Source organism: Vibrio sp. ED004 (assembly GCF_023206395.1).
In the GTDB taxonomy this organism is placed as follows: Bacteria; Pseudomonadota; Gammaproteobacteria; order Enterobacterales; family Vibrionaceae; genus Vibrio.
On sequence record NZ_CP066149.1, the window covers coordinates 1153334 to 1174076 of the forward strand.

The 20743-nt window shown below is 44.7% G+C and carries 18 protein-coding genes and 2 pseudogenes; 9 read left to right on the plus strand and 11 right to left on the minus strand.

The window, feature by feature from the left end:
- Window positions 1–11 precede the first annotated feature (11 nt).
- The 3 genes from aceE to ampD form a co-directional block, all read right to left on the minus strand.
- A complete protein-coding gene (gene aceE / locus ITG10_RS04925) occupies window positions 12–2675 on the minus strand; it encodes a pyruvate dehydrogenase (acetyl-transferring), homodimeric type (protein WP_017629814.1) in 2664 nt (887 codons plus the stop codon).
- 62 nt (window positions 2676–2737) lie between these two features.
- On the minus strand, window positions 2738–3499 hold the full coding sequence (pdhR, locus tag ITG10_RS04930) for a pyruvate dehydrogenase complex transcriptional repressor PdhR (RefSeq protein ID WP_017629813.1): 762 nt from the start codon (window positions 3497–3499) through the stop codon (window positions 2738–2740).
- 483 nt (window positions 3500–3982) lie between these two features.
- Window positions 3983–4582, minus strand: a complete 600-nt coding sequence (gene ampD / locus ITG10_RS04935) for a 1,6-anhydro-N-acetylmuramyl-L-alanine amidase AmpD (protein ID WP_017629812.1) — start codon at window positions 4580–4582, stop codon at window positions 3983–3985.
- An 83-nt stretch (window positions 4583–4665) separates the two neighbouring features.
- Between ampD and nadC the strand changes: the two genes are divergently transcribed.
- From nadC to ITG10_RS04980, 9 genes and pseudogenes are all read left to right on the plus strand, one after another.
- Window positions 4666–5556, plus strand: a complete 891-nt coding sequence (gene nadC / locus ITG10_RS04940) for a carboxylating nicotinate-nucleotide diphosphorylase (RefSeq protein ID WP_017629811.1) — start codon at window positions 4666–4668, stop codon at window positions 5554–5556.
- A 255-nt stretch (window positions 5557–5811) separates the two neighbouring features.
- The gene (locus tag ITG10_RS04945) at window positions 5812–6267 is read left to right on the plus strand and encodes a prepilin-type N-terminal cleavage/methylation domain-containing protein (protein WP_017629810.1); all 456 of its coding nucleotides are present in this window, start codon (window positions 5812–5814) and stop codon (window positions 6265–6267) included.
- Window positions 6267–7952: a type IV-A pilus assembly ATPase PilB gene (pilB, locus tag ITG10_RS04950; RefSeq protein WP_248386737.1), complete on the plus strand. Its 1686-nt coding sequence runs from the start codon at window positions 6267–6269 to the stop codon at window positions 7950–7952. The genes ITG10_RS04945 and pilB overlap by 1 nt, the downstream gene beginning before the upstream one ends.
- Window positions 7953–7967: 15 nt before the next feature.
- Window positions 7968–9197, plus strand: a complete 1230-nt coding sequence (locus tag ITG10_RS04955) for a type II secretion system F family protein (RefSeq protein WP_017629808.1) — start codon at window positions 7968–7970, stop codon at window positions 9195–9197.
- 67 nt (window positions 9198–9264) lie between these two features.
- Window positions 9265–10134 (plus strand): A24 family peptidase, encoded by an 870-nt coding sequence (locus ITG10_RS04960; RefSeq protein WP_017629807.1) that lies wholly within the window; start codon window positions 9265–9267, stop codon window positions 10132–10134.
- Window positions 10135–10136: 2 nt separating this feature from the next.
- The gene (gene coaE, locus ITG10_RS04965) at window positions 10137–10751 is read left to right on the plus strand and encodes a dephospho-CoA kinase (RefSeq protein ID WP_017629806.1); all 615 of its coding nucleotides are present in this window, start codon (window positions 10137–10139) and stop codon (window positions 10749–10751) included.
- A 26-nt stretch (window positions 10752–10777) separates the two neighbouring features.
- Entirely contained in the window at window positions 10778–11518 is a 741-nt protein-coding gene (zapD, locus tag ITG10_RS04970) for a cell division protein ZapD (RefSeq protein WP_017629805.1), read from the plus strand.
- Between the two features lie 80 nt (window positions 11519–11598).
- The gene (gene yacG, locus ITG10_RS04975) at window positions 11599–11796 is read left to right on the plus strand and encodes a DNA gyrase inhibitor YacG (protein WP_017106879.1); all 198 of its coding nucleotides are present in this window, start codon (window positions 11599–11601) and stop codon (window positions 11794–11796) included.
- Window positions 11797–12045: 249 nt separating this feature from the next.
- Window positions 12046–13064: pseudogene (locus ITG10_RS04980) on the plus strand (IS110 family transposase).
- A 704-nt stretch (window positions 13065–13768) separates the two neighbouring features.
- Here ITG10_RS04980 and ITG10_RS04985 read toward each other — a convergent pair.
- The 8 genes and pseudogenes from ITG10_RS04985 to ffh all read right to left on the minus strand — a co-directional run bounded on the left by ITG10_RS04985 (window position 13769) and on the right by ffh (window position 20655).
- Window positions 13769–14161, minus strand: coding sequence for a transposase (locus tag ITG10_RS04985; protein ID WP_348983555.1), 393 nt, complete (start codon window positions 14159–14161; stop codon window positions 13769–13771).
- On the minus strand, window positions 14095–14556 hold the full coding sequence (locus tag ITG10_RS04990; RefSeq protein WP_248386639.1) for a transposase: 462 nt from the start codon (window positions 14554–14556) through the stop codon (window positions 14095–14097). Before ITG10_RS04990 ends, ITG10_RS04985 begins: the two co-directional genes overlap by 67 nt.
- A gap of 426 nt (window positions 14557–14982) precedes the next feature.
- Window positions 14983–16265: pseudogene (gene ltrA / locus ITG10_RS04995) on the minus strand (group II intron reverse transcriptase/maturase).
- Between the two features lie 775 nt (window positions 16266–17040).
- The gene (gene rplS / locus ITG10_RS05000) at window positions 17041–17394 is read right to left on the minus strand and encodes a 50S ribosomal protein L19 (protein ID WP_004738151.1); all 354 of its coding nucleotides are present in this window, start codon (window positions 17392–17394) and stop codon (window positions 17041–17043) included.
- 59 nt (window positions 17395–17453) lie between these two features.
- On the minus strand, window positions 17454–18194 hold the full coding sequence (trmD, locus tag ITG10_RS05005; protein WP_017629426.1) for a tRNA (guanosine(37)-N1)-methyltransferase TrmD: 741 nt from the start codon (window positions 18192–18194) through the stop codon (window positions 17454–17456).
- Window positions 18195–18221: 27 nt separating this feature from the next.
- Window positions 18222–18776 (minus strand): ribosome maturation factor RimM, encoded by a 555-nt coding sequence (gene rimM, locus ITG10_RS05010; RefSeq protein ID WP_017629425.1) that lies wholly within the window; start codon window positions 18774–18776, stop codon window positions 18222–18224.
- Window positions 18777–18800: 24 nt separating this feature from the next.
- Complete coding sequence (rpsP, locus tag ITG10_RS05015; protein WP_004410028.1) at window positions 18801–19049, minus strand: 30S ribosomal protein S16; 249 nt, start codon at window positions 19047–19049, stop codon at window positions 18801–18803.
- A 211-nt stretch (window positions 19050–19260) separates the two neighbouring features.
- Window positions 19261–20655 (minus strand): signal recognition particle protein, encoded by a 1395-nt coding sequence (gene ffh, locus ITG10_RS05020; RefSeq protein WP_010435884.1) that lies wholly within the window; start codon window positions 20653–20655, stop codon window positions 19261–19263.
- Between the last annotated feature and the right edge of the window lie 88 nt (window positions 20656–20743).

Sequence of the window (20743 nt, forward strand, 5' to 3'; positions counted from 1 at the left end):
TAATGCCAGTCTTATGCGTATTGCGGGTTAGTTTTTTCAGTGTCGATATCGAACTTAGCAATTGCTTCAACAACTACTGATTTCTCGATGTCACCACGTTTAGCCAGTTCAGTTAGAGCTGCAACTACGATGTAGCCAGCGTTAACTTCGAAGTGACGACGTAGGTTTGCACGGCTGTCAGAGCGGCCGAAACCATCTGTACCAAGTACTTTGTAAGACTCAGTTGGCATGTACGCACGTACTTGCTCAGCGTAGTTCTTCATGTAGTCAGTCACTGCGATTGCAGGTTCTTTACCAAGAACAGTTGTGATGTACGGTACTTTCTCTTCAGCTTCTGGGTGAAGCATGTTGTCACGCTCTACCGCTTGGCCGTCACGAGTTAGCTCGTTGAACGACGTTACTGAGAATACGTCAGATGCTACGCCGTACTCTTCGCTTAGAATTTCAGCTGCTTTACGCGCTTCGTTCATGATAGTACCAGAGCTCATTAGTTGAACTTTGCCCTTAGCACCAGCGTGAGATTCAAGCTTGTAGATACCCTTACGGATGCCTTCTTCAGCGCCTTCTGGCATTGCTGGCATTGCGTAGTTCTCGTTCATTACTGTTAGGTAGTAGTAAACGTTCTCTTGCTCAGGACCGTACATGCGACGGATACCGTCTTGCATGATTACTGCTAGCTCGTAAGCGAACGTTGGGTCGTAAGAGATACAGTTCGGGATAGTGTTCGCTTGGATGTGCGAGTGACCATCTTCGTGCTGTAGACCTTCACCGTTCAGTGTTGTACGACCAGCTGTAGCACCTAGTAGGAAGCCACGCGCTTGTTGGTCACCTGCTAGCCATGCCATGTCGCCAATACGTTGGAAACCGAACATTGAGTAGTAGATGTAGAACGGGATCATTGGTAGGTCGTTCGTGCTGTATGAAGTTGCCGCTGCAACCCATGAAGCCATAGAACCTAGCTCGTTGATACCTTCTTGAAGTACTTGACCAGACGTTGCTTCTTTGTAGTAAGAAACGATGCCTTTATCTTCAGGTGTGTATTCTTGACCGTGTGGGTTGTAGATACCAACCTGACGGAATAGACCTTCCATACCGAATGTACGAGCTTCATCACAGATGATAGGAACGATGTTCTTACCAATGTTCTTATCTTTAAGAAGGATGTTTAGCGTACGTACATAAGCCATAGTTGTAGAGATATCACGCTTCTGTTCACCTAGTAGAGGTGCGAATGCGTCTAGCTCAGGAACTTTGAATTCTTGAGTGAATTTTGGCAGACGTGCTGGCGTGTAACCTTGTAGGGCTTTACGACGAGCATGCAGGTATTCGTATTCAGCAGAACCTTCTTCAAGAGTCAGGTAAGGAAGCTCAGATACTTTCTCATCAGAAAGGATATCTTGTAGGCCTAGACGGTCACGTAGGTATTGTACGTGAGTCATGTCCATCTTCTTAACACCGTGAGCGATGTTCTTACCTTCTGCAGCTTCACCCATGCCGTAACCTTTAACTGTCTTAGCTAGGATTACTGTTGGCTTGCCACCTGTCTCTTTTGCATTGTTGAATGCAGCGAACAGTTTAGAAGAATCGTGACCACCACGCTTCAGTTCGAAGATTTGGTCGTCAGTCATGTCTGCAACTAGTGCAGCTGTTTCTGGGTACTTACCAAAGAAGTGCTCACGTACGTATGCGCCATCTTTAGATTTGAATGTCTGGTAGTCACCATCGATAGTTTCGTTCATTAGTTGAAGAAGCTTACCAGTAGTGTCTTTAGCTAGTAGAGAATCCCAGTTGCTACCCCAGATAACTTTAACAACGTTCCAACCTGCACCTTTGAATAGGCCTTCAAGTTCTTGGATGATGCTACCGTTACCCATTACAGGGCCGTCTAGACGCTGTAGGTTACAGTTGATTAGGAAACATAGGTTGTCTAGCTTCTCACGCGCAGCGAAAGAGATAGCACCACGTGATTCTGGCTCATCCATCTCACCGTCGCCTAGGAAAGCGTATACACGTTGAGCAGAAGTATCTTTAAGACCACGGCCTTCTAGGTACTTAAGGAAACGAGCTTGGTAGATCGCAGAGATCGGACCTAGACCCATAGATACTGTAGGGAACTGCCAGAACTCAGGCATCAGTTTAGGGTGCGGGTAAGAAGGGATACCTTTACCATCAACTTCTTGACGGAAGTTATCTAGCTGCTCTTCAGTTAGACGACCTTCAACGAATGCACGAGAGTAGATACCTGGAGAGATGTGACCTTGGTAGTAAACTAGATCGCCACCGTCAGTCTCGTTTGGAGCACGGAAGAAGTGGTTGAAACATACTTCGTAGAACGCTGCAGCTGACTGGTAAGAAGCCATGTGACCACCAAGGTCTAGGTCTTTCTTAGAAGCACGCAATACGATCATGATTGCGTTCCAGCGAATAATCGAACGAATACGACGCTCAAGAGTTACGTCACCAGGGTAAGCTGGCTCTTGTGCTGCTGGAATTGTGTTGATGTAGTTTGTGTTGATGCCTGTAGCCATATCAACACCATCTAAACGCGCTTTATCTAGAACTTGTTCTAGTAAAAACTGTGCACGTTCTACACCTTCTTCACGTACTACTGACTCAAGAGCTTCTAACCAATCTTGAGTTTCCAGAGCATCAACGTCATGCTTCATGTCAGACATGGCGATCTATCCTTTTTGTTAGTTGGATTCTACTAAACACGTAAAAAGTCGAAGTATTACGACTATTTACCCTGTTGAATTCGACGTAGAGAACGTTCGCGGCGCGACTCTTCCTTCGTCAAATCCAGCAATGTTTCTTCGATGTAAGCTAAATGAGAGTGTGACATTTCACGTGCCTGTTCTGGCTGCCCTGAAACAATCGCATCTACAATGTTAGCTCGATGTATACTCACTTTCTCCACAACGTCTTTACGACGATGCAACAGCTTTAAATTCTCTAAGACATTTTGTTCGAGTAACGGAGCCAAACTACGAACAATGTGTAATAACACCACATTGTGCGCTGCCTCTGTTAAAGCAATAAGAAAAGCCATCACCGCTGCAGATTCGGCTTCAATATCACCCTTATCTTGCGCGCCGTGAATTTTATCTTGGCATGCTTGAATTCGAGCAAAGTCTTCATCAGTGCCACGCAATGCCGCGAAGTAAGCCGAAATCCCTTCCATCGCATGACGCGATTCCAACAAGTCTAGTTGGGTTTCAGAATGGGAGGACAACAAATTAAGCAAAGGATCTGAAAAGCTTTTCCAGATATTTTCGCTAACAAACGTACCTCCGCCTTGACGACGAGTAAGCAAGCGTTTTGCTTCTAAACGTTGTATCGCTTCTCGGATTGAAGGACGAGACACATCGAACTGTTTCGCCAGTTCACGCTCAGGCGGCAACTGCTGCCCTGGAGCCAGTGTTCCTTCCACTATCAACCTTTCTAACTCTTGTTCGATAACATCGGAGAGTTTTGGCTGACGAATCCTTTGATAAGCCATAGTTTGTTGTTCTTCTTTTTCTTCGCTGACAATTGGTAATACCAATTTTAAGTTGGGCAGAAATTAACATAATTAAAACGCCACTGTCCAGCGTAAAATTGACCTGCATCATAGAATGCAGTGTGAATTAACCGTGATTTAACAAATGAAATTTAAAACAGCAACCAAATTGGTCTTACCATTTACAGGGGTAATACTTTTGGGGAGGATTCGTGCTAGAAAGTTTCAGGATAAAAATGAATTGTTTCAGAAAGATTAGCCTAACTCGGTTAAAAATCGAACCAAGCGCACATTTGGGAGGGAAATTCTGTTCATAAGTTTTAATATATGAGTGTTTGATAAGCTCGTCACACTCTCGATTTATTGATGCCCTTCCTTCAACCACTTTCTTTACATCGCAACAACAAAAATTCACAAGTAATTATGCTCAGCGTTGACTATCTAAGGCTCTGTAATCAACAGAGCCATAAAGAAAATGAAAGCCTAGAAGTTCAGCTTACCTTTAAACTTCTGCCAATCGAAAACCAAACCTGGGTCAGTTTTGCGCAGAGGTGCAATGTATTGATGGCCAGTAATGCGTTCATTGGTGATCTGAGGAAAGCTTGATATCAATGATTCCGTTAACTGGGTCAGTGCTTGATACTGCTGTTCGGTGTAGGCCACAAAGTCACTACCTTCCAGTTCAATACCAATCGAATAATCATTGCACCTTTCTCGCCCAGCAAAGCTCGACTGGCCGGCATGCCAAGCTCGATCAAGGAAAGAAACGAACTGCACCACTTCACCATCGCGACGAATCAAGCAGTGTGCAGACACACCCATTTGATGAATCACCTTAAAAAATGGATGCTCAGCGGGGTCTAGCTTGCCCGTAAAAAACTGCTCAATATAAGAGCCACCGAATTGGCCCGGTGGCAGGCTAATGTTGTGAACCACCAGCAGAGAGATATCATCAACACTAGGCCTTACATCAAAATACGGGGAAGGAACATGCCGAGCGTTGTCGTACCATCCGTTGAAGCTGATCGTCATCTTGGTCTCACTTTCTTTTCTGCTAGCACAATAAGATGTGACCTTACCCATAGAGCAGTCGCGCTAGCCTCTTTAATTTGAAGTTAAGCAAGAGTATCATTCCATTCCCACTCCCTTTCAAGATTAGATTTGCGATGAAAAACACACATAACAGCCACCAACGCCTTGACTACTTAAAAGAGCAACTACCTCTAGAGATCACTCGTGCAGTAGCCGAGACTATCAAAGAAGATCTAGGTGGTACGTTAGATCCAGCGGCTGACATCACAGCAAGTCTAATCCCAGCAGACGCAATCAACAGCGCAACCATCATTACTCGTGAGCACGGTGTGTTCTGTGGTAAAGCTTGGGCTGATGAAGTGTTTAAGCAATTGGGCGGTGAAGTAACGATCGAGTGGAATGTAGAAGATGGTGATAAGGTTGAGCCAAACCAAACGCTTTGTACTTTAACTGGCCCAGCACGTGCGCTACTAACGGGCGAGCGTAACGCAATGAACTTCATTCAAACACTGTCTGGTTGTGCGACAGCAACAGCTATCTACGCAGACAAAATTAAACACACAGAGTGCCGTCTGTTAGATACTCGTAAAACGATTCCAGGCCTACGCAGCGCACTAAAATACGCAGTCGCTTGTGGCGGCGGTTTCAACCACCGTATTGGCGTTTTCGATGCTTACCTAATCAAAGAGAACCACATCATCGCTTGTGGTGGCATTGAAAAAGCAATCTCTGCGGCAAAAGAGCTGAACCCAGGTAAGCCTGTAGAAGTGGAAACAGAGAGCCTAGAAGAGCTAGAGCAAGCGATCAACGCTGGCGCAGACATCATCATGCTAGACAACTTCACTACGGACATGATGCGTGAAGCAGTTAAGATTAACGCGGGTCGTGCTGCACTAGAGAACTCTGGCAACGTGACATTAGATACGATTGCAGAGTTTGCGGAAACAGGTGTTGATTACATCTCGGTAGGTGCATTAACTAAGCACCTGAAAGCAATGGATCTATCAATGAGATTCAAAGCGTAATCTACTGAATAATTAATAAGTTATCGCTAAAGGCACTGTTAATGACAGTGCCTTTTTTATTACCTTAATTGTCAGTATTTCAAGCAGTTATTTAAGTTGATCGCATAAATTTGCGCGCTATATGAAACATCACACTAATAAATACAAAACCACTCGCGACCACACCTGAACACCATTCCACTTCCCCACCTCGACTTCTATTCTCTCTACCAACCAGTGCTTGCGCTGAAACAAACTAAAGAATGGAATTAGACAATGAATAACAAGAACAAAAGAACGAACCAGAAAGGCTTCACGCTGATTGAATTGATGATTGTGGTAGCGATTATTGGGATTTTGTCGGCTTTTGCAGTGCCTGCTTATCAAAACTATACGATGAGAGCTCATGCGAGTGATATGTTAAACGCGTCATCAGCCATGAAAACAGCTGTTGGACTTTGTCTATCTGATAGCATATCAGCAGCCAGTTGTACTTCCGGTAACAATGGCGTTCCAGCAAAACAAATTTTTACAGGTTTTGAAGTTCTAGCAAAATTAAGTGGTGGAGCCGCTATAGTTGAATCTGCAGTCTCAGGTAGTAAAGGATCACTACCTACTTCTGCAAAAGTGACCTTGACTTCAAATAAGGATACTAGCGGCATTAGTTGGACTGTCGAATGTTCAGGTACAGATAATAATGTTAATGCCTCTGACTGGTGTCCTGTCAAATAATGCTCACCAACCTCCCGACCGTTCTACGTCAGGCTGACTTACTTAGCCTGACTCAAGAACAAACCGTTGCGGAACACATACATACTTCAGGTGTATCAACACCTGAAGCCTTACTCGTTCTTGATTTCTTCACTAGCGAGAGTCTCGCACATAACATTCAGGCCATCTTCGGTCTGCCATCGGTGCAACTCGCCAATACTGACTACGAAGTCTTGTGCGACCAATTAGGGCTTCGCGAGCTGATCACCAAGTATCACGCTATCCCGATTTCAGTGTCTAGTTCGACTCTCACATTAGCTTCAGCCGACCCGACCGATTTACAAGCGGAAGATGATTTCCGATTCGCGACTGGATTGCAGATAGAACTTGTTGTTGCTAACTACTCTGAATTAGAAGGCGCAATACGAAAGTTGTATGGCCGCTCTATTTCAGGGCAAGGCCCTAAGCGTAAAGAGATCACCCAAGATGAACTCGCCAACCTGGTCGAAGTCTCCGACGATGAGATAACTTCAATTGAAGACCTCAGCCAAGACGACTCCCCCGTTAGCCGATTTATCAATCAGATACTGGTTGATGCGGTGCGCAAAGGTGCATCGGATATCCACTTTGAACCTTACGAAGAGCACTATCGTGTACGACTGCGTTGTGATGGTATTCTGGTTGAAATACAGCAACCCGCTTCCCATTTAAGTCGCCGTTTATCTGCTCGTCTGAAAATACTCGCCAAGCTTGATATCGCAGAACGTCGCTTGCCACAAGATGGACGCATCAAGCTGCGCCTGAATGATGAGCTCGCGATCGATATGCGTGTATCTACACTTCCGACCTTATGGGGAGAGAAGATAGTACTGCGACTGCTTGATAGCAGTGCGGCCAATCTCGATATCGACAAGCTTGGCTACAGTGAAGATCAGAAAGCCCTATACCTTAATGCCTTGAAACGCCCGCAAGGAATGATCCTAATGACAGGGCCAACCGGCAGTGGCAAAACCGTGTCTCTTTATACTGGGCTTCGAGTACTAAATACCACTGAACGCAATATTTCCACCGCTGAAGATCCGGTAGAGATTAACCTGTGTGGCATCAATCAGGTACAAGTGACACCAAAGATCGGCTTTGGATTCGCGGAAGCACTTCGCTCGTTTTTACGACAAGACCCAGATGTAGTGATGGTCGGTGAGATCCGGGATTTAGAAACGGCAGAGATCGCGATTAAAGCATCACAAACAGGGCACTTGGTGCTATCTACGTTGCACACCAACTCCGCAGCAGAAACGGTGACTCGACTCGCTCACATGGGGATTGAACCCTTTAATCTTGCTTCGTCATTGAGCTTGATTATTGCTCAACGTCTTGCGAGACGCTTATGTAACCATTGTAAAGCTGAAGACGATTCACAAGATATTTACCTGCGTCACTCTATCCCAAATAGCCAAATCATCTACAAAGCCAACACTCAAGGCTGTAATGAGTGCAATCAAGGATACTCCGGTCGCGTTGGTATCTACGAAGTAATGCCATTCACCGACAAACTTAAAAACAGCCTAATTAACAAACCTAATGCGTTAGCGATTGAAGATCTCGCCCGCCGAGAAGGCATGAGAACACTGCAAGAGTCTGGTTTAGACAAACTGCTTGAAGGCACCACCAGCTATCAAGAGCTACAACGTGTTCTGTACATATAATTCAATGGAGCACCAATGAGCAGTAAGTCCAAGCAATCACAACTAAAAAGCTATCATTGGAAAGGCATTAATAGCTCAGGCAAGAAAGTGTCTGGTCAAACCTTAGCGCTCACCGAATTAGAGGTGCGAGAAAAGCTCAAAGATCAGCACATTCAAATCAAGAAAATCAAAAAGAAAAGCATCTCAGCGCTGACTCGTTTAACGCACCGTGTAAAACCTAAAGACATCACTATTTTGACTCGACAACTTGCGACTATGTTGGCTACTGGTGTCCCTATCGTACAGGCTATCAAGTTAGTATCAGACAACCATCGCAAAGCTGAGATGAAATCTATCTTGTCGCATATCTGTAAAGGCGTGGAAGCAGGCACTCCGATTTCAAAAGCCATGCGCACCGCAAGTCGTCACTTTGATGATCTGTATACCGACTTAGTTGCGACAGGAGAACTCTCAGGAAACCTAGCGCAAGTATTCGAACGCCTAGCAACCTATAGAGAAAAGAGTGAACAGTTAAAATCTAAGGTTATAAAAGCACTTATTTACCCAGCGATGGTGGTCATTGTTGCACTGACTGTCTCTTACCTAATGCTGACCATGGTTATTCCCGAATTTGAATCGATGTTTTCAGGGTTTGGCGCCGATCTCCCTTGGTTTACCCAACAAGTTCTTCATCTTTCTCATTGGATGCAGGCTTACAGTTTTTATGCCGCTGTGGGCATTGGCTTGCTGGCACTATTAGTCCATCAATTGTGCCAGCGCTCTTACTCGATTCGCTTGTCAGCCAGCCGCTTAGGGTTACGATTTCCGGTGCTTGGTGGTGTGATGGCCAAAGCCTCTATTGCGAAATTCAGCCGCACCTTATCAACCAGTTTTAGTTCTGGTATTCCGATTCTCATGAGCCTTAAAACCACCGCCAAAACCGCAGGCAATTTGCATTATGAATCGGCGATCATTGAGGTTCACCGCGAAACGGCAGCTGGAATGCCTATGTATATCGCGATGCGTAATACCAATGCCTTCCCCGAGATGGTGTTGCAGATGGTGATGATTGGGGAGGAGTCAGGCAACCTTGACGATATGCTTAATAAAGTGGCCTCGATTTACGAGTTTGAAGTCGACAACACCGTCGATAATCTGGGCAAGATCTTAGAGCCATTGATCATCGTGTTTTTAGGAACGGTTGTTGGCGGGCTTGTGGTTGCGATGTACTTACCGATCTTTAATCTTATGAGTGTGTTAGGATAGCCAAAAGCAACTAAACACCCATGAGTAGCAAACTTCTGCTCATATAGATCAAGTGGTAAAGGACACTATGGAAGTATTTCACTACTATCCTTGGCTATTCCCCGTATTAGCTTTCATTTTTAGCCTTCTTATTGGCAGCTTCCTCAACGTCGTCATACACCGCTTACCGATTATGATGGAACGTGAATGGCAACAAGAGTGCTCAGAGTATTTCTCTCAATACAAAATCCCGGCACCTGAAGGGAAGTTTAACCTGAACATTCCACGTTCGACTTGTCCGAAATGTGAAACCCAATTAAGAATCATCGACAATATTCCAGTGCTAAGCTGGTTGTTCTTAAAGGGCAAATGCCACAGTTGCGCGAATCCTATCAGTGCTCGCTACCCTTTGGTTGAACTGCTTACTGCAATCCTTTGTACTGTAGTCGCTAGCCACTTTGGTTTTGGTTTCTACGCTATTGCGCTGATCTTTTTCACCTTCGCACTGATTACAGCGACCTTTATCGATCTCGACACCATGCTACTGCCTGATCAAATCACCTTACCTTTGGTTTGGTCCGGTATCGCTTTAGCACTGTTTAATATCAGCCCAGTATCGCTTCAAGACTCTGTGGTTGGCGCTATGGCAGGCTACCTAGCTTTATGGTCAGTTTACTGGTTGTTTAAGCTGCTGACAGGCAAAGAAGGCATGGGTTACGGCGACTTCAAGTTACTGGCGGCACTTGGTGCATGGCTGGGTTGGCAGCATCTACCGATGATCATCCTTTTATCGTCACTTGTTGGTTTGGTTTTCGGTTTGATTCAGCTGCGCTTGAAACAGCAAGGCATAGATAAAGCCTTCCCATTTGGGCCTTATCTTGCCATTGCAGGTTGGGTTAGCTTGATGTGGGGTAACGACATCATGGGTTGGTATTTAACTTCTGTACTAGGAATGTAACCATGGCAATCATTATCGGATTAAGTGGCGGTATCGCCAGTGGTAAAACGACCATTGCGAACCTGTTCAACGAACACTTTGGCATTGATGTTGTCGATGCTGATATCGTGGCACGTGAAGTCGTCGCACTTGGCAGTGAAGGCCTAAATCAGATTACAGCTCATTTTGGTGAAGATATCTTGCTAGAAGATGGAACGCTAAACCGAGCTAAACTGCGTGAAGTAATCTTCTCTGACCCAACAGAAAAACAGTGGCTCAATGATCTTCTCCACCCAATGATCCGCGACAAAATTGACAGTGACTTGTCTAAAGTCACCTCTCCTTATGCTTTATTAGTCGCACCGCTCTTGGTTGAAAACCAAATGCAAGGCATGGCCGATCGCGTGTTAATCGTTGATGTTCCTGCTGAAGTACAAATAGAGCGTACGATGAGTCGAGATAATGTTTCTAGGGAACAAGTAGCGTCAATTTTAAAATCACAGGCTTCAAGAGAACAGCGCTTAGCAGTTGCAGATGACGTGATTAAAAACCATACTAAAAACCAAGAACTTTTGCCTCAAATCACAGATTTACATCAAAAGTATCTGGCAATCAGTACAGTAGATGGGTCAGAATAGAACAATGTTGAATGAAGGTTTGCTCGATGATCACCCACAAATTTGAACATCCTCTAAATGAGAAAACACGCATCTACTTAAGAGTTGAATCACTCTTGAGGCAGCTACACTTGTCTTCTACATTTTCCGATGCTCAACAGTATCAACTCTTTTTCCGTTCTATCTTTGATCTGATTGAAATCTTCGAACAGATCCAACTCAAGAGCGAACTCGCAAAAGACATTGAGAAGCAACGTGTAACCTACAAAAGTTGGTTAGATGTTGAAGGTGTCGATCAAGAGATGCTTACATCACTGCTCACCGATATTGGCAACATCTATCGCGAGCTGATGCAAGCGGAGCGTTTTGGACAATCACTTAAGGAAGACCGTTTCCTGAGTGCGATTCGCCAACGCTTTAATCTACCTGGTGGTTCATGCTGCTTTGATTTACCGGCTCTGCATTATTGGCTGCACCTTCCTCTCGATAAGAGAATGAGAGATGCCAAGGCATGGATGGATAGCCTACAGCCTCTGTATGAAGCGCTAACGCTATGGTTAAAGCTAACCAGAGAGACTGGTCACTTTAAAGAGCAAATTGCTCGTGCAGGCTTCTTCCAGAGCGATGCTGAAGAAGCGAATATCCTTCGCCTTTCAATTCCAATGCAATACGGCGCTTACCCGATGATCTCGGGTCATAAGAATCGTTTTGCTGTTAAATTCATGAGTTTTGAAACAGGGCAAGCTTGTACTCAAGATATCGAATTTGAATTGGCCATCTGCACCTAATTAATTTCCTTTTATCGTTTGGCTTGAGTGCTCACTCGAGCCTACAATCACTATTATTACCCCTCAATTTAAGAATCACTATGTCGAAGAAAATCACCATCGTTAAATGCCCTCAATGTAATACTGACGTTGAATGGGGTGAACAAAGCCCACATCGCCCGTTTTGCAGCAAGCAATGTCAGATGATTGATTTTGGTGAGTGGGCAGACGAAGAGAACAGCATCGCAGGCGCACCAGACATGTCTGATAGCGACGGTTGGTCAGAAGATCCGTACTAAGATTCGAGATTCGAGATTCGAGATTCGAGATTCGAGATTCGAGATTCGAGATTCGGAAAAATGATTGAAGGGTTGGCGTTTTGCGTCAATCCTTTTTTATTGCCGATAGTTTGGTGTTTATTGAAAGAGATTCCCTACTCCTTCCTTCGTCAGTCTAGGGAATAATGAAATGGACCCACCCTTCTAAACGGCGTCGCAATGCGCCAAGATGAATATTGTAATAAGTCATCTAAACAAGGGCAGGTCCATATGAAAACTATAACGATCGGATTAGATATAGCCAAGAATATTTTCCATGCTGTGCATATGACATCACATGGAAAGATCCTTAGAAAAAAGAAACTCAATCGTACTGCAGTTCTTTCTTATTTTTCTCAGATAGAGCTGAGTTGTATCGTTATGGAGTCATGTGGCAGCTCGAACTATTGGGCAAGAGAGTTGGTTAGCTTAGGTCACAAGGTAAAGCTTATCGCCCCTCAGTACGTTGTGGCTTACTGTCGAAAAAATAAGAATGACTACAATGATGCGGAAGCGATAGCTGAAGCCTCCAACGAGATAGCATGACTTTTGTGCCGATCAAAACAAGAGAGCAGCAAGATGCTCAAATTGTTTTACGAATTAGAGAACGATTAATTAGACAACGTACTCAGCTCAGCAACCAGGCACGCGGAATGTTACTTGAACAAGGTATTAGTATAAATCGAGGTTGGTCAGCTTTTAGAAAGGTGTTACCTGAAGTTTTAGAGAATGCCAATAATGACTTAACCGCTATATCTAGAGAACTCTTTAATGATTTATACGAAGAATTTAAAGCATTGTGTGAACGAATCGAGCGAGTAGAGCAGAGAATAAAAAGCTTTACAGGAACAAATGAAGTTTGCCAGCAAGCCCAAACTGTTGTCGGAATCGGCCCTATTACAGCCATTGCGCTTTATGCTGCTATTGGTCAAGGGAAGCACTTTCAAAATGGTCGGCATTTTGCCGCTTGGTGTGGCCTTGTTTCTCGTCAGCATTCAACAGGTGGTAATCAGACAATGCTAGGTATCACTAAGAAAGGCAATATACAGCTACGCACATTATTGGTTGCGGGAGCCCGAAGTGTGTTATCTCGGATGAATAAGAAAGAAGACAAGCTTAGTCAGTGGGCAATTAAGCTTAAATCGACCAAGTCGTTTAATATTGCTTGTGTGGCTTTGGCCAATAAACTGGCTCGTATTGTCTGGTCGGTTATCAATCATGACAAAGCTTACGAGTTAAGAGGCGCATAACCATGAAAAGCTCGAACAACTAACCACACAAGTAAATTAAGAATACTCATCAACAGTTGCGATAAATTTTACAACGATGGTATGCGGTCAAACCGCCCCGAAGAAACTCTGGCACCGTCATAGGCTCATTAAGAAGCCGTGGGAATGATAAAGAGCTTCGGGTGCTGATTACATCAGAGCCATGAACACAATAATAATGTGCTCAATAAATAGGCCGAATATATGAAGGCAATGACTCTATTACCAAACGTGTAAAATCACTTGCAAACTGGGTGGGTCCATATATGACGGTTATACGCAAGCTTGTTCCAAATTGTCTCGCAAGATTAGATTTCTGGCCAAGCTCCTTCGTCGCTATCTGAAATAACGGCCATGGTTGTCCCATTGTCAGATCATTTAGTGTCATAACTCGGTAACTGAAACCTAACCGTCATCCCCAAGAGTGAGGAACGTATATGGACTCCCCTAGTATTGCAAGGAAACGAGTAAAGGTACGCAAGTGCACGTATATTCGGTTTCTTTATGGGGAGCTACCCCGAACCTCTATGGCTTAATCCACTCAGCAAAAGTTCTTATCGAGCGTGTGGTGTATTATCACCTTCGTCCCTCTCAGAGTTTCTCTTGCTTGCTATGCTCACTCTTTACCATAATTTACTTGCTTACATGGGGGATTGATGTCTCCCTTAACCTTATAAAATCAATTGTTAAGCGAGTAACGTTTCATTATAAGATCGATTGCTCTTCAGCATGGCACAAGCCATTCTGATCGTTTTGTTAGCAAGGGCGACAACTACTTGGTTAAACGACTTTCTTTCTAACAAGTTTCGTATCCAGCAACTTAAGCGATCTTCTTTATCTCGTATATTCGCTACCACTGCTCTTGCTCCATGAACGACAAGAGAGCGTAAGGTTTTATCACCTGATTTACTTATTCCGTGGTTTTTGTTCTTACCACCACTGCCAGTATGAGCCGGAACTAAACCTAAGCTCGCACTAGCCCCTCGCCCATTTCTATAGGCCGAAGCGTCACCTAGGCGGGAAAAATGGCACTTGCAATCACCCAACGTACACCTCGTAAAGTGATTAATAACTGGCAAGCGGGTATTTGCTTTGCAAAGTCTATAAGTTGCGATTCAACTCTCTCGATAGGCTCATCAAGACTTAGTAGCTGAGCATGTAATTCTCGGAGAACGAATCGAGTTGTCAGTGTTAATTCATTCTCTGCATCTTCGATAACGAGAGGGAGCAGTTCTCGCAGTTTATTGGCTCCTTGTGGGAAGGTAATTCCACATTCCGCTGCATAGCCACGGATCCGTAGACTTACTGCTGTGCGTTGTTTTATATAGCTTTGTCTTAAACTCAGCAGCATAGCGATATCTTGCTGCTCAGGTGTTTTTACTGGTACCGCATGAATATCGGAGCGTAAGGAAGCTTCGTAAATCGCGATAGCATCATTAGCATCGTTCTTATTACCACAGCGATATGGCTTCACTTTTGGGAGGTATCATTTTGACGGTATGACCACGGCTTTGAAACGTTTCGTCCCCAATAATGAGATGCCGCACAGGCCTCTATGCAAATGGTCGCGCCAGGTGTTGGCTGATGACCGTTAGCATTTTCTTTTAGACATAGCTTGGTTCAACTTACGCTTTCCATGGCGGTTAAATACCGCGACTTGAAAGACGGATTTGGCTAAATCAATCGAGATTGTGTTAAATTTATTCATAGTATGGGCTCCTGTTTTGGTTCGCACCTGTAACTTTAGCTGACACTGTCAGTTAAGGTGGGGAGTCCATACCATTGAGGGAGTTGGGGATCTCTGGTTTTCAAAACTCTAAATAGCAGGCACATCGAGTAGGGTGAGGCGTTACCGCCTCATCCCTCTCACAGAACCGTACGTACGGACCTCGTATACGGCTCATGCACACTTCCATTCAGCATATTGGCTGAACACATGCCCTGTCCTTATTGTTCCAAGATTTACCAATCCTTGGTCATTAAACCATTGATTTGGCATCGCATAGCTTGATAGGGGACTCGCTGCACTGACCCAACTTGTCATTGAGATATGTTGGAACGGCGGCTTATACCCTAACTGTTTTAACCTTCGGTGTAACCGTTGAGGCTTCTTCCAAAGTTTCAACTGGATACTACGAAGTCTTCTTCGTAGCCACCCTGCTAACCTTGAGAACTCTCTGCTGTTATTGGTGATCCTGAAGTATTGACTGAACCCTCTTAACACTGGGTTTAAAGCTTTTATGACTTGCTCAAGTGGCTTACCGCACCTCGCTTTGTCAGTCGCTTTAACTTACTTTTGAACCCTTTCAGTTTCTTAGTTTGAATGCGGGTAAATTGACTCCCGATTTCTACACCTAAGAACTTCACGCCATCACGGCTGTGCGCTATATGTGATTTCGTCTGATTCACTGTGAGTTTAAGCTCTCCTTCTAGGATCTTCGTCGCTTGTGCAAGGGCATTCTCTGCTCCTGCCTTGCTACGACAGAAGATGAGTATGTCATCCGCATAACGAACGAGCCTATGGTCACGCTTTCGCATTTCCTGATCGAACGCATCAAGGTAGATATTGGCAATCAAAGGACTGATAACACCACCTTGTGGACTTCCTAGCTCTGTCTCCTGCCAACTACCGTCTATCATCACGCCACTTTTCAGAAACTGTTTTATCAGCTCTAACACGCTGCTATCTGTGACTCGCCTTCTGATGCTCTTGAGGATCAACTCATGGTCGAGTTTGTCAAAGCACTTCGACAAGTCCATATCTACGACGTGCTGTAATCCGTATCGGCGGATAAACATCGTGGATTTGTTGATTGCATCGTGACAACTTCGATTCGGTCTATACCCAAAACTTGATGGGTGAAATTGCTCTTCGAAGATGGGGGTGAGGATATCATTGAGTGCTTGTTGGACAACTCTGTCCCTAACGGTTGGGATCCCAAGCAATCGTACCCCTCCGTCTTCTTTGGGTATCTCTACTCGTTTGACTGGCTGAGGTTTGTATTGCTTGGTTTTGAGTTCAGAGAGGAGTTGATCGAGGTTATCACTCAGATTTTCGGCGTAGTCGCTCAGGCTCTGCTCATCTATTCCAGCCGCGCCTTTCGCTTTCTTTACCTTTTTAAACCCTTTATACAGCCTCTCTTTGTTGAGCAGATGACCATATAAACTGTAATAAACTCGCACTTTCTCTCCTTGGGTTGTGTGCTGTGTGGGGACAAGTGTTTCATGTCCAGTGTGGGTGTTATTTCTCTCTGCTATTCAGCCTTCTAGCTCAATGGCAATTTACTGAAGTGTGTCAGAGTTACTCCCCTATACGGTTTCTTAGCTCAGTATCTTGCTTCCACAATCAATACCCCGATAGCGATTCGGTTTGGGTATCACTGAAAAAAACATCTGTTCATCACAGACTTAAAGTGTACTTCCTCCCTTCGCAGCACTGAGTGCTTTTGGCATTTCAGTGCTCCATCAGACTTGATGCTGATGGTCAGCTAAGTTTTCTCCTCCACACCATTACTGGGCTTCTCGGGCTTAGCCTTACTCACTACTACGGATTCATCTGCCACCTCGCACCAACACAGCTCTTAGCTTTCGCTTCGAGTTTGTGCTTCCAGACTTTTGGCTGTGGTGTCAGGCTTCCCCAGTTACTGCACTGGCTCCCTGTTAACAATGCCACCCTCAAGCACAGCATAGGTCTGACTGAGTATAGGGCTTCGCGCTATTTCGGACGCTTACCCACCTATATTGCCGAAGCAGGTTTACTTGCGTTGTGTACTGTTAACTTCCTATCGCTTCCTTCAGACCCTGCCGTTAGCCAGCAACGCCCTTGCGATTCGGATTATCTTCCCCTCAGTCGGGGTGATTCAGGTTTCTTTCAACCTAACGGGTTTGCCAGCTTCGCTGGGCAAACAAAAAAGCGGAGCCAAATGGCTCCGCTTTTATCGATAGAATGCAAAAAGAATTACTTCTTAGCAAGTTTCTCTTTAATACGAGCTGACTTACCAGAACGCTCACGTAGGTAGTACAACTTGGCACGACGTACTGCACCACGGCGTTTAACTTCGATGCTATCAACCATTGGAGAGTGAGTTTGGAACGCACGCTCTACACCTTCACCGTTCGAGATCTTACGAACTGTGAATGCAGAGTGTAGACCACGGTTACGAATAGCGATTACAACGCCTTCGAAAGCCTGTAGACGCTCACGGTCACCTTCTTTTACCTTAACCTGAACTACAACAGTGTCACCTGGTGCGAATTTAGGAAGGTCTGATTTTAGTTGCTCTTCTTCAAGAGCCTTAATGATGTTGCTCATTTGTATAAATTCCTAGAATAAACTGATACTAAATTTAATAGGTTACTGCTTGCTTTTCGTTAAGAGCGTTGCTCTTTAATGAATTCAGCCAGTAATTGTTCCTGTTCGTCAGTCAGAGCTAGGTTTTCCAGGAGTTCTGGTCTTCTTAGCCAAGTTCGGCCCAACGATTGTTTTAATCGCCAGCGACGAATGTCCTTATGGTTTCCAGACTTGAGTACCGATGGCACATCTTTATCGTCTAGCACCTCAGGGCGCGTATAATGGGGACAATCTAGCAAGCCATTTGCAAAAGAGTCTTCTTCTGCTGACGCGAAATCCCCAAGTACACCCGGAACAAACCGAGATACTGAATCAATCAACGTCATGGCTGGTAGTTCGCCACCCGTCATCACAAAATCTCCAATCGACCATTCTTCGTCAACTTCAGATTGAATGATGCGCTCATCTACCCCTTCATAGCGACCACAAATAAGAAGTAAATTCTCGTTTGTTGCCAGCTCTTCAACACCTTTCTGGTCGAGTTTACGACCTTGAGGTGAAAGATAGATAACTTTCGTCTTTCCCGGTGATGCTTGCTTGGCAGTTTGGATAGCGTCGCGCAAAGGCTGAACCATCATTAACATGCCAGGACCACCACCGTAAGGTCTGTCATCAACAGTGCGATGTTTATCATGAGTGAAATCGCGAGGATTCCATGTCTCAATAGATAAAAGACCTTTCTTTACCGCTTGACCCGTTACTCCAAAATCAGTAACTGAACGGAACATTTCAGGAAATAGGCTAATTACGCCAACCCACATGTGTTCTCTCGCTCTATGATTTTAAAGTTAGAATCCAGGATCCCAGTCAACTTCGATCCGTTGAGCTTCGCGATCAACTTTCTTGATCACTTGCTCTTCAAGGTACGGTACTAACCGTTCCTTTTGTCCGAAAGCATCTTTAAGATTTGCTTTGATTACTAGAACATCGTTTGAGCCAGTTTCTAGCATGTCTGTAACAACACCTAGATCGTAACCTTTAGTGGTTACAACTTGCATACCAAACAATTCACGCCAGTAGAATTCCTCTTCTGACAATTCTGGTAACGAAGCAGGGTCTACTGCAATTTCAAAGTTGGTCAGTACATGAGCGTCCTCGCGGATCTCAAAACCTTCCAGCTTACACACCATACCTTTGTTATGACGTTTCCAGCTTTCTACTTTGAATTCAACCCACTTCCCCTTTTGGTTAACGTACCAAGGGGAGTAATCAAATATGCTTTCAGCATTGTCTGTGTAGGAAAAAACTTTAAGCCAGCCACGAATGCCATAGGTAGCACCAAACTTGCCCATAACAATTTTTTCGTCTTGCTTGCTCATTGTTTCTTTACCCTTCATCGACATAAGCTATTTCTCTTTAAAAAAGAATTAAGCCGCTTTTTGAGCGTCTTTAACTAGCTTAGCTACACGATCAGATAGAGATGCGCCTTGACCAACCCAGTGGTTAACACGATCTAGGTCTAGACGAAGACCTTCTTCTTGACCTTGAGCTGTAGGGTTAAAGAAACCTACTTTCTCGATGAAACGGCCAGTTGCAGCGTTACGGCTATCCGCAACTACGATTTGATAGAATGGGCGCTTCTTTGCACCGTGACGTGCCAAACGAATGGTTACCATGTCGTCCTCTTTGCTTTCTTAATAAAATAATTAACCCCAAGTCTAAGTAATAGCTTGGGGTCTCGTGCCAAATTAAAGCCCCGGAATTTTACTCTTATTCCGGTGCAATGCAAGGGCTTTAGCTATTTTTTCACCAACATAGCTGCCGTACACTTTCTGTGACACGGCTAACACTATGAAAAGTAACGTAGCTAAAGCTTACATTTGTAGGTTATCGACCGAACGGGTTAAAGCCACCACCCATTCCGCCCATACCTCCACCGCCGCCCATCATGCCTTGCATGTTGCGCATCATGCCTTTCATGCCACCTTTCTGCATCTTCTTCATCATCTTCTGCATTTGGGTGAACTGCTTAAGCATACGGTTTACATCTTGTACCTGTGTACCAGAACCAGCAGCAATGCGCTTTTTGCGTGAGCCTTTGATTAGGTCAGGGCGTTGACGCTCTTTCATAGTCATAGAGTTGATGATCGCTTCCATTTGCTTGAACATCTTGTCATCAACTTTATCTTTAACGTTGTCTGGTAGCTGAGACATGCCTGGAAGCTTATCCATCATGCCCATCATGCCGCCCATGTTTTGCATCTGACCAAGCTGTTCACGAAAGTCTTCAAGGTCAAAGCCTTTCTTCTCTTTGAACTTCTTAGCCAGTTTCTCTGCTTTCTCGGTATCAACGTTTTTCTGTAGGTCTTCAATAAGAGACAGTACATCGCCCATACCAAGGATACGAGAAGCAACACGATCTGGGTGGAACGGTTCTAGTGCGTCAGTTTTTTCACCAACGCCTAAGAACTTGATTGGTTTACCTGTGATATGACGAACAGACAGTGCAGCACCACCACGCGCATCACCATCTACTTTCGTTAAGATAACACCGGTTAGTGGTAGCGCATCGCCAAAGGCTTTTGCAGTGTTCGCAGCATCTTGACCTGTCATTGCATCAACAACGAACAGCGTCTCTACTGGTTTAATTGCAGTATGAAGCTCTTTGATCTCGCCCATCATCTCTTCATCGATAGCCAAACGACCGGCAGTATCGACTAATAGTACGTCGTAGAATTTCTTCTTCGCGTGGTCGATTGCAGCGTTTGCAATATCAAGAGGCTTTTGATCAGCTGAAGATGGGAAGAAGTCGACGCCAACATCGCTTGCTAACGTTTCAAGCTGTTTGATCGCCGCTGGACGGTAAACGTCGGCAGATACAACCAGAACTTTTTTCTTGTCACGCTCAGTTAGAAGCTTAGATAGCTTACCTACCGATGTGGTTTTACCCGCACCTTGTAGACCTGCCATTAAGATAACAGCTGGCGGTTGCGCTGCTAGGTTAAGAGCCTCGTTAGACTCACCCATCACCGCTTCAAGTTCAGCTTGAACGATCTTAATGAATTCTTGACCAGGTGTTAGAGATTTAGAAACCTCAACACCCACAGCGCCTTCTTTTACGCGCTTAACAAAATCGCGGACAACTGGCAGTGCAACGTCGGCTTCAAGTAGCGCCATACGTACTTCACGCAGCGTCTCTTTTATATTGTCTTCGGTCAGACGACCTTTACCGCTGATGTTCTTCAGCGTTTTGGATAGACGATCCGTTAAATTATCAAACATAGTTTTCTCTTCGCTCAATCCTGCGACTATTACTGTGAGTATACATTAGCGTTGATTAGAGTCATACCCGTTGTGGAGCGTTAATCAT

Excerpts from the sequence above, each read along its gene's own strand:
- ITG10_RS04945 (WP_017629810.1), top strand. The coding sequence starts at position 5,812 with ATGAATAACAAGAACAAAAGAACGAACCAGAAAGGCTTCACGCTGATT.
- ITG10_RS04955 (WP_017629808.1), top strand. The coding sequence starts at position 7,968 with ATGAGCAGTAAGTCCAAGCAATCACAACTAAAAAGCTATCATTGGAAA.
- coaE (WP_017629806.1), top strand. The coding sequence starts at position 10,137 with ATGGCAATCATTATCGGATTAAGTGGCGGTATCGCCAGTGGTAAAACG.
- rimM (WP_017629425.1), bottom strand. The coding sequence starts at position 18,776 with ATGTCGATGAAGGGTAAAGAAACAATGAGCAAGCAAGACGAAAAAATT.
- rpsP (WP_004410028.1), bottom strand. The coding sequence starts at position 19,049 with ATGGTAACCATTCGTTTGGCACGTCACGGTGCAAAGAAGCGCCCATTC.
- aceE (WP_017629814.1), bottom strand. The coding sequence starts at position 2,675 with ATGTCTGACATGAAGCATGACGTTGATGCTCTGGAAACTCAAGATTGG.
- ffh (WP_010435884.1), bottom strand. The coding sequence starts at position 20,655 with ATGTTTGATAATTTAACGGATCGTCTATCCAAAACGCTGAAGAACATC.
- pdhR (WP_017629813.1), bottom strand. The coding sequence starts at position 3,499 with ATGGCTTATCAAAGGATTCGTCAGCCAAAACTCTCCGATGTTATCGAA.
- nadC (WP_017629811.1), top strand. The coding sequence starts at position 4,666 with ATGAAAAACACACATAACAGCCACCAACGCCTTGACTACTTAAAAGAG.
- yacG (WP_017106879.1), top strand. The coding sequence starts at position 11,599 with ATGTCGAAGAAAATCACCATCGTTAAATGCCCTCAATGTAATACTGAC.
- pilB (WP_248386737.1), top strand. The coding sequence starts at position 6,267 with ATGCTCACCAACCTCCCGACCGTTCTACGTCAGGCTGACTTACTTAGC.
- trmD (WP_017629426.1), bottom strand. The coding sequence starts at position 18,194 with ATGTGGGTTGGCGTAATTAGCCTATTTCCTGAAATGTTCCGTTCAGTT.
- rplS (WP_004738151.1), bottom strand. The coding sequence starts at position 17,394 with ATGAGCAACATCATTAAGGCTCTTGAAGAAGAGCAACTAAAATCAGAC.
- ITG10_RS04960 (WP_017629807.1), top strand. The coding sequence starts at position 9,265 with ATGGAAGTATTTCACTACTATCCTTGGCTATTCCCCGTATTAGCTTTC.
- ampD (WP_017629812.1), bottom strand. The coding sequence starts at position 4,582 with ATGGGTAAGGTCACATCTTATTGTGCTAGCAGAAAAGAAAGTGAGACC.
- zapD (WP_017629805.1), top strand. The coding sequence starts at position 10,778 with ATGATCACCCACAAATTTGAACATCCTCTAAATGAGAAAACACGCATC.